Origin of the sequence: Stenotrophomonas sp. EMP41 (genome assembly GCF_047495535.1) — a bacterium.
GTDB classification, from domain to species: domain Bacteria; phylum Pseudomonadota; class Gammaproteobacteria; order Xanthomonadales; family Xanthomonadaceae; genus Stenotrophomonas; species Stenotrophomonas sepilia.
In genome coordinates this window covers 1,955,290-1,968,997 of the sequence record NZ_CP179923.1, presented here as the reverse complement: position 1 = coordinate 1,968,997, position 13,708 = coordinate 1,955,290, and the positions used below count along the sequence as shown (strand labels likewise).

Here is a 13,708-nt window from a genome sequence, read left to right as displayed (position 1 = left end):
ACCCGTAGTTCCCTCAACCCAAGGAGTAGTTCCATGAAGATGATCTCCCGTTCCGTACTGGCCGTGGCCGCCACCTTCGCCCTGGCCGGTGCTGCCCAGGCTGCCGACATCGTCGGTGCGGCCAGCGCGGCCACCGATGCGCAGCTGTACGTCAAGGTCGGTGCTTCTGAAGTCAACGGCGGCCCGCACAGCGCAGGCAAGGCCGGTATCGGTGTCGGCACCGTCTCCAACGCCAAGCCGGTCGACTTCCAGGGCCTGGCCGCCTACTCGGCCCCCACCACCGTGGGCAACGTGACCGTACGTACGCTGGCCATGCCGATCACCGGCACCCCCGGCAACCATGCCGGCATGGGCCACTTCAACTTCGTCAAGGTGGGTAGTGGCGATGTGTGGTTCGGTGAATGGTCCAAGGATGGCGCCGCGGGTGGCTTCAACAACCGCCAGGTGTACTTCGCTGGCGACCGTGCGGGCACCACCTTGCCCAGCGGCACCGCCACGTACGCGGTGGCCGGCCTGAACAAGTTCAACGGCAGCAACCTGCTCAGCGGCACCTTCGCCGCGAACTTCGGTACCGGCAAGCTGACCGGCGGCCTGACCGGTGGTGGCCAGACCCTGGCGATCAGCGCCAACATCAACAGCGCCGATGCGTCCTTCGCCGGCACCGCCGTGGCCAACGGTTCGGTCACCGGCAACAGCCAGGGCCAGTTCTTCGGCGCCAACGCCGCCACCCTGGCTGGTATCGCTACGTTCGCCGGCAACAGCCAGTACGACACCGCCTTCGGCGGCAGCAAGAACTGATTGCCACGCCCCTGACGGGGCAGGGCAGGGACAAGCCGCGATCCGCCAGTCCCTGCTTCGGCCCGCTGCATGCACCGCCACGGATCGCCCATGCGCCACCCCATTTTCCTTGTGTTCCTGCTGCTGGTTGCCGCCGACGTGCGCGCCCAGCAGGACGATCTGCGCCGCGTGCTCGAACAGGGCAGCGAACTGCGCCACCAGCAGCAGGACCAGCAGCGCCTGCAACAGGCCGAATCGCAACGGCCGACGCTCACCATCGATGGCAAGACCGTGCGGGTGGAGCGCACCGTCGATGATCTCGGCCAGGCCCTCTACCTGTCGTTGCAGTACCAGCAGTGGCCGGCCGCCGCGGCGTTCCTGGCCGAATACATCGAGCTTCCGGGACACGATCCGCTGCTGCGCCACTATGCGCAGGGTGCATTGGCCCGCGTGGCCGGTGACCATTCGCGCGCTGCACAGCAGTACGAAGCGCTGCTGGCAGCGCAGCCGGACTTCCTGCCCGCCCGCCTTGAACTGGCGCGCGTCTATGCCGAAGACCAGCGCGACAGCGCGGCGGTGGCATTGTTCGGTGCAATCAAGGCCGGTATCGACAGCAACGATCCGGCCACCGCGGGTGTGCGCGCACGCGTGGACAGCTACCTGGACGCGTTGCAGGCACGCAGGCGCTGGAAGGGTGCGGTCGCCGCCGGGCCTGCATGGAGCGACAACATCAACCGCAGTTCGGCCAGCAGCACCTGCCTGTTCGTCGTCGGCGACACCTGCCTGATCGAACGCACGCTGCCCGAAGCGCAGCGCGCCACCGGCCTGGACTACGACGCCAACCTGGAACGGCGATGGGCGTTGGCCGGCCATCATGGACTTTACGTGCGCGGTCTCGCTTTCGGTCAGGCATGGCGCGGGTACAGTGCATACAACGAGCTCAACGCCAGCGTGCAGGCCGGTTACAGCTGGCGCAGTGCACGGCACACCCTGCAGCTGGCGCCGAGCTATGACTACCAGGCGCTGGGCAACCACGCCCTGCAGGGCGGCAGTGGCGTGCACGGCGAGTGGCAGTACGCCCTGGACGGGCGCAGCCTGCTCAAGCTGGAGGCCGACTGGAAGCGCCAGCGCTATAGGCGGCCGGGCCTGGCTGACAACTACGATGGGGATCTGGCAGCGCTGTATGCCACCTGGTTCTGCGCGCTCAACCCACGCTGGACCCTGTTTGCGGGCATGGACCTGACCGACAGCAGCGCAGCCGACCCGGCCAACGGCTATCGCCAGCGCGGCCTGCGGCTGGGCGCGGCACGGCAGTGGAGTGGCACCACGGCCACGGTGTTCGTGTCGTTGCGTCACCGTGACTATGATGCCTGGAGTCCGTTGCTGCAGGCGCGCAGGCAGGACGACGAACAGAACCTGATCGCCATCGTGCGCAGCGAGCAGCTGGCGGTGGGCGGGCTGGTGCCCAGCCTGAGCCTGCGCTACGCCCGCATCGACAGCAACGTTGGTTGGCTGTACAGCCATGAGCGCAGCCTGCTCAGCCTGAAATGGGAGCGTGCGTTCTGAACGCACCGCTGCAATGCCGGAGTGAATGCGCCGCGGCTGCGATCTTCATCGATCATCACGCGCCCTTGTAGCCCGGTTCGCGCATCCTACGGCCGTTGCGGCGGAGGTGGGCCGCGTGTATCGAGGAGCGCCGGTCGTGCTGGAAGCGGGCAACAAGCCAGAAGGCCTGAAAGGGTTGAGAGTACTGGTGGCGGAAGATGAATTCGCCATCGCGATGTTCCTGGTGGACTACCTGGAGCTGAAGGGTGCGCAGGTGGTGGGGCCGGCCGGGGACCTGCAGGCACTCGGCCGGCTGCTGGATGACAACCCCATCGATGTGGCCCTGCTGGACATCAACCTCGGTGGTGAACAGGTGTACCCGCTGGCCGACCGGCTGGCCGAAGCGGGTACGCCGTTCATGCTGACTTCTGGCTACGATGACAACCTGCCCAGCCGCTTTGCGGATGCGCCCCGCTGCACCAAGCCCTATCACATCGAGGCCCTGGTCCAGCAGCTGGCGGGACTGGTGGCGACGCCGCAGGCCCCTGCGGGCATCGCCTGATTGCGCGGTATGTCGCGTCGCACCGAAGGCCTCCAGGCCGCTGAGCGCCCGGCGGGCATGCCGCCGTCGCTGCAGGCGCATGCGCGCCATGACGGCATGGCCGCCCGGATTGCCCATCACGATTGGTCATCCACGCCACTGGGCGCGATCGAGCGATGGCCACCGCACCTGCGCGCCACGATCGACCTGATGCTGGCGCATGGCTTCCCGATGATCGTGCTGTGGGGCGAGCAGCTGGTGCAGCTCTACAACGATGGCTATGCCGAGATCCTGGCTGACAAGCATCCTGGCGGACTGGGCCAGCCGACGCGCGAGTGCTGGCCCGAGGTCTGGCACATCAACGGCCCGATCTACCAGCGTGTGTGGCAGGGCGAGACCATCACCTATGAGGACAAGCTCTATCCGCTGGCGCGACGGGGGCGCTTGGAGGATGTCTGGTTCACCATCACCTACAGTCCCATACGCGGAGAGGACGGGTGCATCAGCGGCGTGCTGGTGACCATGTTCGAAACGACGGCTGCGCACGTGGCGCAGGCGGCCCGCGAACGCGAGGAACAGAGGCGCCGTGAGAGCGACCGCCGGTTGGCGCTGGCCTTCAAGGTGCTGCCGGTGGGTGTCTGCATTGTCGACGCCGACGGCAACCTGCAGCTGTCCAACGACCAGATGCGGACCTATCTTCCCACCGGCAAGGTGCCCTCCACGGATCGCCCCAACCACTATCGGTGGCAGGGGGTGCATCCCGATGGCTCGCGCATCGAACCCCACGATTTCGCCATCGCCCGCGCCCTGCGGGGGGAGACGATGGTCCCGGGCCTGGAGTTCCAGTTCATCCATGACGACGGGCGCGCGCGCTGGACGCGCGTCGCCGCCGCACCGCTGCGTGATGCCGATGGCGGGGTGAGTGGCGTGTTCGCGATCGCCGTGGACATCGACGACCTCAAGCGTGCCACCGAGCGCCAGTCGGTGCTGCTGGCCGAACTGCAGCATCGCGTGCGCAACATCATGTCGACCATCCATGCCATTGCCTGGCGGACCCGCGTATCGGTCGGCAGCGTGGACGAGTATGCCGAGCGCCTGTGCGCGCGGCTGATGTCACTGGCGCGCACGCAGAGCCTGTTGACCCGTGGCGCCAATGTAGGGGTCTGCCTGCGCGGCATGCTCGAGGAGGAGATCGCGGCGCAGACACCGGCGGCTGCCGCCTATCATCTGCAGGGTGAGGATGTGCTGTTGCCACCGAAGGCGGCCGAAGTACTGTCGCTGGCCATCCATGAGCTGGCCACCAATGCGCTCCGGCACGGCGCGCTGGCCCACGGGGACGGGCGGGTCGATGTCTGCTGGCACCTGCAGGTGCAGGACGGGCAGCCGTGGCTGGGCCTGCACTGGTGCGAGCGCCATGCCGAGGTGGAGGGGTGGGAGATGCCACGCCAGCGAGGCCTGGGCCGGGTCCTGATCGAGCAGCGGGTGCCCTATGAACTGGCCGGCAGCGGCGAGCTGAGCTTTACCCCGCAAGGCCTGGATGCCTGGATCCGCTTCCCGCTGCGCGAGCGCGACAGCCTGCTGCAGACCGACGCCCCCGACGCTGGGGCGCCGGGGTGAAAAGGGATTTATCCCCAATTTGGCCAAATTGGGTATAGTGGCTGTCATCCACCCTGTCTGGAGCCGTGCCATGACCCTGCCGCTGGATCTGCCTGGCCTTGAAAAAGCCCCGGCCTCGTCGGTGAAGACCCGGGGCTGGCCGAGCCTGATGCGCACCGTGCGCGAAAAGCAGGCGCTGGTCATCACCAACCACAATCACCCGGAAGCGGTGATCGTGGACATCCGCACCTACCAGGAACTGCTGGCCAAGGCTGCGGGTGGCGATGCCGGTGAGCGCAACGAAGAGCTGCTGCGCCTGCGCAGCGAATTCGACCAGAAGCTGGCCGGGCTGCAGCGCGGGGAGGGGCTGGGCAAGGTGCTGGGCCAGCCGATCCGCCGCGGCCGCAAGGTCACTCTCGGCCGTCCACTCTGACCGATGGGGCGGATCCTGGTGCTGGCCGGCGTCAATGGCGCCGGCAAGAGTTCGCTGCTGGGCACCTGGCTGGACGCCGATGGGCTGAGCTGGTTCAACCCGGACTCGTTCACCCGTCGCCTGGTCGACGCCGGCTGGCCGCTGCCGGAGGCCAACGCCGAGGCCTGGCAGGAAGGCACCCGCCGCCTGCGCCAGGCCATGGCCGATGGCACCGACTTCGCCTTCGAGACGACGCTCGGCGGCAACACCATTCCGCGCCTGCTGCGTGAGGCCTGCGAACGGCATCAGGTGGCGATCTGGTTCTGTGGGCTGGCCGATGTCGAACTGCACATCGCCCGTGTGGCTGCACGTGTGGCGGCCGGTGGCCACGATATCCCGGAGGAGAAGATCCACGCGCGTTTCGATTCCGCGCGCGCGAACCTGCTGGAGCTGCTGCCGCACCTGGCCGAGCTACACGTCTACGACAACAGCGCGCCGGCCGACGCGCAGGGCTGCGTGGTGCCGCTGCCGGTACTGGCCATGGCTGCAGGCGAACTGCAATACCCGATTGCGGTAGCCGACCTGCTGCACACGCCCGGCTGGGCCAAGCCCATCGTGATGCGTGCGATGGAATTGAACAGCCCGCGCGATTGAGGGCGCGTGCGTTGTAGCGCCGAGCCCATGCCCGGCTGATCCCCGAAGAGCAGCCGAGCGCGGGCCCGGCTCTACAACGCCGGCTTCACCTGCTCGGGCTCTGAAGCCTCCGGCAGCGGCGGCAAGGTCGGGTCCACCGTCACCGGCGCATCGCTCTTCAACAGCGCAGCCGCTTCCCGTTCGCTGCCGACCGCCGGCGGTGAACCGCGCAGCGGCAGGCCGGCGGTCTCCCTCACGAACAGCATGGTCACCAGCCCGATCACCGCCGCGCCCATCAGGTAATAGGCCGGCACCAGCGGGTCGCCGGTGCGTTCCACCAGCCACGCGGTCACCAGCGGCGTGGTGCCACCGAACAGCGACACCGACACGTTGAAGGCGATCGACAGCGCGCTGTAGCGCACCGGGGTGTAGAACAGCGCCGGCAGCGTGGACGGCATCGAGCTGGTGAAGCACACCAGTGCCAGCCCCAGCAGCATCAGGCCGAGGAAGATCAGCCCGTCATGGCCACTGCCGACCAGCAGCAGGCACGGAATGGCCAGCACCAGCAGCGCGATGCACGCACCGATGATCATCGGGCGCCGGCCCAGACGGTCACTGAACATTCCGCCCACGACGTTCAGCGGCATCATCACCAGCATCACGATGATGATCAGCAGCAGGCCCTTGCTCTCGGCATAGCCCATGGTGACGCTGAGGTAGCTGGGCATGTAGGTCAGCAGCATGTAATCGGTCACGTTGAACACCAGCACCAGGCCCATGCATACCAGCAGCTGGCGGCCATGCACCTGGAACAGGGCGCCCAGCCCCGGCCGGTCGTGTTCGCGCTTCTCGGCTTCCTCGGCGAAGGCGCGGAACGCCGGGGTTTCCTCCAGCTTCATGCGCATGTACAGGCCGAGCAGGCCCAGCGGGCCGGCCACCAGGAACGGAATGCGCCAGCCCCAGTCCAGCATCTGCTCGCTACTCAGCAGCATGTGCAGCGCGGTGACCGTACCGGCGCCGGCGATGTAGCCGCCCAGCGTGCCGAACTCCAGCCAGCTGCCCATCAGGCCGCGGTTGCGGTCAGTGGAATACTCGGCGATGAAGGTGGCCGCGCCCCCATACTCGCCACCCGTGGAAAAGCCCTGCACCACGCGCGCCAGCAACAACAGCACCGGCGCCCAGATGCCGATGCGCTCGTAGGCGGGAATCAGGCCAATGGCGAACGTGCCCAGCGCCATCAGGATCATGGTGAACGCCAGCACTTTCTGGCGGCCGTAGCGATCACCCAGCGGCCCGAACACCAGACCGCCCAGCGGCCGCACCAGGAACGCTACGGTGAAAGTGGCGAAGGCGGCGATCACCTGCGCGGTGGGATTGCTGGAGGGGAAGAAGACTTGGCCGATGGTGACGGCAAGATAGCCGTACACACCGAAATCGAACCATTCCATCGCGTTGCCCAGTGCAGCGGCGCCAACGGCGCGCTTGAGCATGGGTTTGTCGACCACCGTGATCTCATCGACCTTCAGGTGGCGGCGGCGCTTGAACCAGCCGAAATGGGCGTGTGCATCGGAGTTGTCCTGCATGGGGACTCCTTGTTTGGTAAATGCAGTGCGGAATAAACGGTGTGGTGTGTCCCGGGAAACGGAAACGGCGATGCGGGCGCAGGTGGTGCACGGGTATCGGGGCAAGGGGGAATTGCGCACGCACGGCGCCACGCGCACGACAACGCGCCGCCGTAACGGTGGACATGCGGAAACAGACCGCTGCAGCCGCGCGATCAGCGGCCAGCGGTCACATCAGCGTGGGAATGCAGGCAGAGCGCCTGCGGGCGTCATCCGCCGGGATCCAGCGCGAGGCGATGGAAGGGCAGGGCGGGAGCCATCGTGGCAAGCGAAGCGCCGGTCGGCAGTGCTTCCCCCGTAACAGGTGCGCCCGTCACGTAGTGGGTCGTGTCGATCATCCGTTCATCATAACGGCATCGGGCGTGAGCATGCAGCGAAGCGGGCTGATCTGCACGCTGTGTTTCATTACGCCTGTTCATCCGCACTGCATGCGATGACATGCGTTGAACGAACTCTGGCCGCAGCCCTCACGCAGCGCTGTCTACGGTAGTGCCGAACGCAATCGAGAAGGAGCATCGCATGACCCGTCGCATTCCCGAAGGCACGCTGATCATCGTCGCCGACGGTGGTTCGGCTCGCGTGTTCACCAACGTTGGCAGCGAACATCAGCTGGCGTTGAAGCAGGAAGGCGAGCTGCGCCTGCAGGACATCAGCGAGCAGGGCGTCTCCGGTCAGGGCCCGGCCGGTGCGGTGCCGAAGGACATGTCCATCTCCCAGCTCAACGAGGCGACGTTCGCCAAGCAGGTGGCCGAGCAGCTCAACGAAGATGCCTTGAACAACCGCTATGCACACCTGGTACTGGTGGCCGACCCGACCACGCTGGGCCGTATCCGCCCGCTGCTGCACAAGGAGGTCCAGGCCCGCCTGCTGGGCGATATTGCCAAGGACCTGACCAATTCGCCGGTGGAGGACATCCAGAAGGTCTTGGCGGGGTAACGACCATGCCGTTCATGCGTGACTACCCGGCGGCGGAGCCCGCCGGCGCGGACGTGGAAGCTCAGGCGGGCTGGCTGCTGCTCGAGTTCGGTGCACCCTGGTGTGGTCACTGCCAGGCCGCGCAGCCCGCACTCCAGGCGTTTGTGGACGCCCACGATCTGGTGCATTGGAAGATCGAGGATGGCAAGGGAAAGCCGCTGGGGCGTGCTTTCAAGGTAAAACTGTGGCCCACCGTGGTGCTGCTGCATGACGGCCAGGAAGTGGCGCGCGTGGTGAGGCCGATCGACAGCGCCGACCTCGCCACCTTGCAGGGCGCATTGCCCGATTGAAGGCAGCAATCGCTGCGTGCGGTGCGCACGGCGCCGAGCAGGCTCGGCTGCAGGGCGACCTAGTGATAGGTCACCTTTTCCGCTTCCGCACGCAGCTTCTGCAACAGGCACCGTCCATGCTGGCTCAGCATGACCATCGCGTTGGCGATCTGCCTGGCGTCGTAGCCCATCGGCGCGGGAGGTTTCGGCTCGGGGCCGTACTGTTCGCCGACGAGGATGGCCATGCCTTCGGCACTGTTGAGGGCCTGTTCGATGCGCTGGAACAGCGACTCCATGGCCGGGCTGAGCGGACGCGTGTGTTTCATGCGGAAACTCCTTGGGTGCGAGGGCCACCGCAAGGGTGGCGGGCGACGCGTGCTTGGAACTCCCGGAAGGAACAGAGAAAACCGGAGGGCCTGACGGCCACACGCAGCGCCCGCCGCAGTTACGACGAGCTATCTCTGTCCTTCTTTTCGGGGGTTCCAATCCCGGCAGCGGGATGTCCGCTGCGGCGCCATCCTGGGCAGATCGAGGCGCTGCGCACCAATTGATGGTTCGTCTCGCTTTCTCCCGCTCCGAAGGCGCGGTCTTTCAGAAGTGCTTGTATGGACATCCATTGCCGTATTGGCACCGATAGGGAAGCGGGAGACCGCAAGGCTATGAGGCGACTCGTCGTCCGGCCATGCAATTACGTGCAAATCATCGTGCCGGTTCCGGCGGCCGCACTGCAGCATGCGACAGGGCAGGGCCGGTGCTAGGATCGGACTACCACCTGAATCGATCCAAATGCCGATGCCCATGCTGGACCGTCGTTTCCTGATCGCTTTCGCCGCGACCGCCGTGCTTGCCTCCGGGGCAGCGCTGGCGGCTCCGGCGACATCCGCCGCCGAACGCGCCTATGGCTCGGTCGACCCGTTCATCGGCACAGGCGGAGAAGGCCATACCTACCCGGGGGCCACGGTACCGTTCGGCATGGTCCAGCTCAGCCCGGACACGCGCATCCAGCCGCGCGAAAAGGCCTACGGTTGGGCGGCCGGCTACCGCTACGACGACAGCAGCATCGTCGGCTTCTCGCACACGCATTTTTCCGGCACTGGCCATTCCGATCTGGGCGACATCCTGCTGATGCCGTTCACCGGCAACCCCGGCCTGGAGCGCGGCGATCCGGAGAAGCCACGCAGCGGTTACGCCTCACGGTTCCGCCACGCTGACGAGAAGGCCGAGCCGGGCTACTACGCGGTCACCCTGGACGACTACAAGGTGCGCGCCGAGCTGACCACCAGTGCGCGCGTGGGCATGCATCGCTACGCCTTCCCCAAGGGCACCGACGCCAAGGTGCTGCTGGACATGCGCACCAGCATGTACGACTACCCGGGCAAGGTGCTGTGGTCGCGGGTGCGGGTGCGCGCCGACGGCACCGTGACCGGCTTCCGCGAAACCCGCGGCTGGGCGCCGGGTCGCCAGCTGTTCTTCGCGATGCGCTTTTCGCGCCCGCTGGCTGGCCATGAACTGCACAACACCGAGCAGGACATCGTCTACAAGGGCTTCCCGCCGCCGGGCGAGAAGGACCCGGCGCAGCGCGCACAGATCGAGGGTCGCCAGCTGGTCGGCACGTTCGCATTCGGCAAGCTCGACGCACCGCTGGTGGTGAAGGTGGCCATTTCGCCGGTCAGCGAAGCCGGCGCGATCGCCAACCTCGACGCGGAAGTGGCTGACTTCGATTTCGACCGCGTGCGTGCGCAGGCGAAGCAGGAGTGGACGCAGGCGCTGTCCGTGCTGGACATCGACGCGCCGGAACATGCGCGGCGCAGCGCCTATACCGCGCTGTACCACACGATGCTGGGGCCGACGCTGTTCATGGATGCCGATGGCCAGTACCGCGGTTCGGACAACGCAGTGCACAAGGCCGACGGCTTCACGCACTATTCGACGTTCTCGCTGTGGGACACCTACCGTGCGCTGCACCCGCTGCTGACGCTGGTGCAGCCGGAGAAGCGCAACAGCGACTTCGTCAGTTCGATGCTGGCGCACCATGAGCACAGCCCGTACGGCATGCTGCCGGTGTGGTCGTTCCATGGCCTGGAAGACTGGTGCATGATCGGCTACCACGCCGTGCCAGTGATCGCCGATGCCTACGTGAAGGGCATTCGTGGCTTCGATGCCGACAAGGCATTGAAGGCAATGGTCGAGACCGCCAATTACGGCCCCTACGACGGCATCGCGCAGTACCGCGAGCTGGGCTACGTGCCGATCGATGAGGAGGGCGAAGCGGCCAGCAAGACGCTGGAATACGCCTTCGACGATTGGACCATTGCACGCATGGCGCAGGCGATGGGCAAGGCAGATATCGCGGCGACCTTCGACAAGCGCGCAGGCAACTGGCGCAATGCCTTCGACAAGGACACCGGCTTCATGCGCGCGCGCAAACGCGATGGCAGCTTCCGCACGCCGTTCGACCCCAGCGCCAGCGGCTACGGCACCGACTACACCGAAGGCAACGCCTGGCAGTATTCGTGGTACGTGCCGCAGGATGTGGCCGGGCTGGCCGCCGCGCACGGCGGCAGCGACAAACTGCTCGCGCGCCTGGACGAAGTGTTCAGCGCCAAGGTGGATCCGTCGATCTTCGAGCACATGGAAGACATCACGGGACTGATCGGCTGGTACGCGCATGGCAACGAGCCCAGCCACCACGTGGCCTACCTGTATTCGTACGCCGGACAGCCGTGGCGCACGCAGGCGCGCCTGAAGCAGATCATGGATACCCAGTATGCCGACCGCCCCGATGGCCTGGCCGGCAATGATGACGTCGGCCAGATGTCGGCGTGGTATGTGTTCACTGCGCTGGGCTTCTACCCGGTCGCGCCGGGCTCGGGCGAATACATTCTTGGCCGTCCGTTCCTGCCGAAGACCGCGATGCGACTGCCGAACGGTAAGACCTTCACCATCGTGGCCGAGGGGCTGGATGACAAGCACACGTATGTGGGCAGCGTGACGTTGAACGGCACGCCGTTGCAGCGCACCTTCCTGCGCCATGACGAGATCCTGGCCGGTGGCGAACTGCGCTTCAGCATGCAGGCCGAGCCGAACAAGGACTGGCCGGGACAGGGCGCGCAGGCGCCGTATTCGATGAGCCGGTGATGCGCACTCGGTAGGTGCCGACCTTGGTCGGCACGCTTCACGGGTGACCAGGAACCTGTAGAGCCGAGCCCATGCTCGGCTCAGGCATCGTGCCAGGAGCAGCCGGGCATGGGCTCGGCTCTACAAGGGCAATTCAACAACGCTCAGCGAAACCGCAGCCCCACGCGCGCGCCACCGAGCGGCGCCGCTTCGATCTTCAACATCGCGCCATGCCGCTGCGCGATCTCGGCCACGATCGCCAGGCCCAGCCCGCAGCCGTCGCCCTCGCTGCTGGACCGGTAGAAGCGTTCCGTGACGCGCGCGCGTTCCGCTTCGGCGATGCCGGCGCCGTCATCGTCCACCCACACCTGCACGCCGTCGGTCTCCTGCCGAACGCCGAGGGTGATCACTCCGGGCGCGGCGCCATAGCGCAGCGCGTTGTCCAGCAGGTTGCCCAGCGCCTCGCGCAGCAGCTGTGGATCGCCCTGTATCTGCACGCTGTCGTCGGGTCCGTCGTAACCCAGGTCCACGCCTGCAGCCAACGCACGATCGGCGTAACGCTCGACCACGCCACGCGCCAGCGCGGCAAGGTCGAGCGGCTGCAGCGGCAGCGCGCTGCCATGGGGATCTTCGGAACGGCTGAGCATCAGCAGCTGGTTGACCAGATGCTGCAGCCGCGCCAACCCGGCCAGCGTGCCCGACAGCGCCAGCTGCTGCGCTTGCGGATCATGCTGGCGCAAGGAACTCTCCAGCTCCACCTGCATCGCCGCAAGCGGCGTTCGCAGCTGGTGCGCGGCGTTGCTGACGAAGCGCCGTTGCGCCGCCTGCATCGCGTCCAGTCGCTGCAATAGTGCGTTGTACGCCTGCACCGCCGGCCACAGCTCGCGTGGAGCTTCCTGCGCAGGGTCCAGCGGTGCCAATGGATCCGGCCGCGGGCTGGCCAGCTTCCGTGCGACCAGGTTGGCGTGGCGTGCGGCGGCTCCGGTGCCCGACCACGCCAGCCACGCCGCCAGTGCCAGGATCGCGGCCTGGAACGGGATGCTGGTCAGCAGCAGCTTGCGTTCCAGCCGGTGGCGCTTGCGCAGCGTCTCGGCCACGCGCAGCCGGATGTCATGGCCCGGCCCGGCGCTGACCACGACTTCGACCATGCGCACTGGCTGCCCACGCAGGCGCGCATCGTAGTAGACCGCGCCCTCATCGGCGGCAGCGCTCCCCGGGCGCGGCAGTGCTTCGGGCAGGTCGCCATACAGGCGCCCGCCTGCAGCGTCGACCACCTCGCCATGCACTTCGTCGGCGGTGTCCCAGGTGAACATGCGCGATACGGCCGGGGTGATCTCGATCGAAGCGCGGCCATCCTGCACTGTCACCAGCTCGGACAGCGACATCGCCGAGTCCAGCAGCCAGCGGTCGTAGACCTGGCCGGCGTAGAAACGGGCCAGCGCGAACGAACCCACCGCGCTGCACAGCAGCAGCACCAGCAGTGGCAGCCACAGGCGTCTCAGCAGCAGGTCACGCAGGCTGTGCACGCGCTCAGTCACCCACGGCCTCCAAGCGGTATCCAAGCCCACGCAGCATGCGGATGCCGACACCGGCACGTGCCTGTTCCAGCTTGCGGCGCAGGCGGCTGACATGCACTTCGATCACCGACAGGCTGGCCTCGTGGTCCCAGCTGTACAGCGCGTCGAACAGGCGCTGTTTGGTGACGGTGCGGCCGGGATGCTGCATCAGGGCCTCGACCAGCGACAGCTCACGCGCGGTCAGTTCGATGCGCTGGCCGTCCACCTGCACTTCATTGCGGATGCTGTCGAAGCACAGGCGACCCAACCGCTTCTGCGCAGGTGCGTCGCTGCGGCGGCGTGACAGCGCACGCAGGCGTGCTTCCAGCTCTCCCAGTGCGAACGGCTTGGCGAGATAGTCGTCGCCTCCCCGGTCGAGGCCGAGGATACGGTCTTCTACACCGTCGCGCGCAGTGAGGATCAGCACCGGCAGGGTCACACCGTCGTTGCGCAGGCGCGAGAGCAGGTCGAGGCCATCGACGTCGGGCAATGAAAGGTCGAGCACCATTACGTCATATGGCGCGCTGGCCAGTGCAGCGGGTGCATGCAGTCCGCGCGAAAGGTGGTCGCACAGATGACCCGTGCCCTGCAGGGCACGGATCAGTCCATCGGCCAGGGCGGCGTCGTCTTCGATCAGCAGGATTCGCATTGCAAGCTTCGTGCAA

The 13,708-nt window shown here is 66.8% G+C and carries 13 protein-coding genes; 9 read left to right on the top strand and 4 right to left on the bottom strand.

Features of this window, described 5'->3' with window-relative positions:
- Nucleotides 1-33: 33 nt before the first annotated feature.
- The 6 genes from ACMGRF_RS09055 (at nucleotide 34) to ACMGRF_RS09030 (ending at nucleotide 5,525) form a co-directional block, all read left to right on the top strand.
- On the top strand, nucleotides 34-798 hold the full coding sequence (locus ACMGRF_RS09055) for a Slam-dependent surface lipoprotein (RefSeq protein WP_049411579.1): 765 nt from the start codon (nucleotides 34-36) through the stop codon (nucleotides 796-798).
- 90 nt (nucleotides 799-888) lie between these two features.
- A complete protein-coding gene (locus ACMGRF_RS09050; RefSeq protein WP_049411576.1) occupies nucleotides 889-2,343 on the top strand; it encodes a porin family protein in 1,455 nt (484 codons plus the stop codon).
- Between the two features lie 136 nt (nucleotides 2,344-2,479).
- Entirely contained in the window at nucleotides 2,480-2,884 is a 405-nt protein-coding gene (locus tag ACMGRF_RS09045; RefSeq protein ID WP_005416747.1) for a response regulator, read from the top strand.
- Between the two features lie 9 nt (nucleotides 2,885-2,893).
- Nucleotides 2,894-4,480, top strand: coding sequence for a sensor histidine kinase (locus tag ACMGRF_RS09040; RefSeq protein ID WP_049411572.1), 1,587 nt, complete (start codon nucleotides 2,894-2,896; stop codon nucleotides 4,478-4,480).
- A 70-nt stretch (nucleotides 4,481-4,550) separates the two neighbouring features.
- Nucleotides 4,551-4,892 carry a type II toxin-antitoxin system prevent-host-death family antitoxin gene (locus ACMGRF_RS09035; RefSeq protein WP_049411569.1) on the top strand — a complete coding sequence of 114 codons (342 nt, stop codon included), beginning with the start codon at nucleotides 4,551-4,553 and terminating at the stop codon, nucleotides 4,890-4,892.
- Between the two features lie 3 nt (nucleotides 4,893-4,895).
- Entirely contained in the window at nucleotides 4,896-5,525 is a 630-nt protein-coding gene (locus ACMGRF_RS09030) for an AAA family ATPase (RefSeq protein ID WP_049411566.1), read from the top strand.
- Between the two features lie 71 nt (nucleotides 5,526-5,596).
- Here ACMGRF_RS09030 and proP read toward each other — a convergent pair whose 3' ends face one another.
- The gene (gene proP / locus ACMGRF_RS09025) at nucleotides 5,597-7,087 is read right to left on the bottom strand and encodes a glycine betaine/L-proline transporter ProP (RefSeq protein ID WP_049411563.1); all 1,491 of its coding nucleotides are present in this window, start codon (nucleotides 7,085-7,087) and stop codon (nucleotides 5,597-5,599) included.
- Nucleotides 7,088-7,645: 558 nt separating this feature from the next.
- Between proP and ACMGRF_RS09020 the strand changes: the two genes are divergently transcribed.
- Both ACMGRF_RS09020 and ACMGRF_RS09015 read left to right on the top strand, forming a co-directional pair.
- Complete coding sequence (locus tag ACMGRF_RS09020) at nucleotides 7,646-8,062, top strand: host attachment family protein (RefSeq protein ID WP_049411560.1); 417 nt, start codon at nucleotides 7,646-7,648, stop codon at nucleotides 8,060-8,062.
- 5 nt (nucleotides 8,063-8,067) lie between these two features.
- Nucleotides 8,068-8,391, top strand: a complete 324-nt coding sequence (locus tag ACMGRF_RS09015) for a thioredoxin family protein (protein ID WP_262256880.1) — start codon at nucleotides 8,068-8,070, stop codon at nucleotides 8,389-8,391.
- Nucleotides 8,392-8,450: 59 nt separating this feature from the next.
- Here the strand turns inward: ACMGRF_RS09015 and ACMGRF_RS09010 are convergent, their stop codons facing one another.
- A complete protein-coding gene (locus ACMGRF_RS09010) occupies nucleotides 8,451-8,696 on the bottom strand; it encodes a hypothetical protein (protein ID WP_414485857.1) in 246 nt (81 codons plus the stop codon).
- A 460-nt stretch (nucleotides 8,697-9,156) separates the two neighbouring features.
- Between ACMGRF_RS09010 and ACMGRF_RS09005 the strand changes: the two genes are divergently transcribed.
- On the top strand, nucleotides 9,157-11,508 hold the full coding sequence (locus tag ACMGRF_RS09005) for a GH92 family glycosyl hydrolase (protein WP_414485856.1): 2,352 nt from the start codon (nucleotides 9,157-9,159) through the stop codon (nucleotides 11,506-11,508).
- Nucleotides 11,509-11,651: 143 nt separating this feature from the next.
- On the opposite strand, the gene ACMGRF_RS09000 is transcribed toward ACMGRF_RS09005, so the two are convergent.
- Nucleotides 11,652-13,025, bottom strand: a complete 1,374-nt coding sequence (locus tag ACMGRF_RS09000; protein ID WP_414485855.1) for a sensor histidine kinase — start codon at nucleotides 13,023-13,025, stop codon at nucleotides 11,652-11,654.
- Nucleotides 13,018-13,692, bottom strand: a complete 675-nt coding sequence (locus tag ACMGRF_RS08995; protein ID WP_049411549.1) for a response regulator — start codon at nucleotides 13,690-13,692, stop codon at nucleotides 13,018-13,020. The genes ACMGRF_RS09000 and ACMGRF_RS08995 overlap by 8 nt, the downstream gene beginning before the upstream one ends.
- Between the last annotated feature and the right edge of the window lie 16 nt (nucleotides 13,693-13,708).

What these genes read in the sequence shown, in the direction of transcription:
- ACMGRF_RS09050 (WP_049411576.1), top strand. Translation starts at nt 889, where the DNA reads ATGCGCCACCCCATTTTCCTTGTGTTCCTGCTGCTGGTTGCCGCCGAC.
- ACMGRF_RS09020 (WP_049411560.1), top strand. Translation starts at nt 7,646, where the DNA reads ATGACCCGTCGCATTCCCGAAGGCACGCTGATCATCGTCGCCGACGGT.
- ACMGRF_RS09005 (WP_414485856.1), top strand. Translation starts at nt 9,157, where the DNA reads ATGCCGATGCCCATGCTGGACCGTCGTTTCCTGATCGCTTTCGCCGCG.
- proP (WP_049411563.1), bottom strand. Translation starts at nt 7,087, where the DNA reads ATGCAGGACAACTCCGATGCACACGCCCATTTCGGCTGGTTCAAGCGC.
- ACMGRF_RS09055 (WP_049411579.1), top strand. Translation starts at nt 34, where the DNA reads ATGAAGATGATCTCCCGTTCCGTACTGGCCGTGGCCGCCACCTTCGCC.
- ACMGRF_RS08995 (WP_049411549.1), bottom strand. Translation starts at nt 13,692, where the DNA reads ATGCGAATCCTGCTGATCGAAGACGACGCCGCCCTGGCCGATGGACTG.
- ACMGRF_RS09035 (WP_049411569.1), top strand. Translation starts at nt 4,551, where the DNA reads ATGACCCTGCCGCTGGATCTGCCTGGCCTTGAAAAAGCCCCGGCCTCG.
- ACMGRF_RS09010 (WP_414485857.1), bottom strand. Translation starts at nt 8,696, where the DNA reads ATGAAACACACGCGTCCGCTCAGCCCGGCCATGGAGTCGCTGTTCCAG.
- ACMGRF_RS09040 (WP_049411572.1), top strand. Translation starts at nt 2,894, where the DNA reads ATGTCGCGTCGCACCGAAGGCCTCCAGGCCGCTGAGCGCCCGGCGGGC.
- ACMGRF_RS09030 (WP_049411566.1), top strand. Translation starts at nt 4,896, where the DNA reads ATGGGGCGGATCCTGGTGCTGGCCGGCGTCAATGGCGCCGGCAAGAGT.
- ACMGRF_RS09015 (WP_262256880.1), top strand. Translation starts at nt 8,068, where the DNA reads ATGCCGTTCATGCGTGACTACCCGGCGGCGGAGCCCGCCGGCGCGGAC.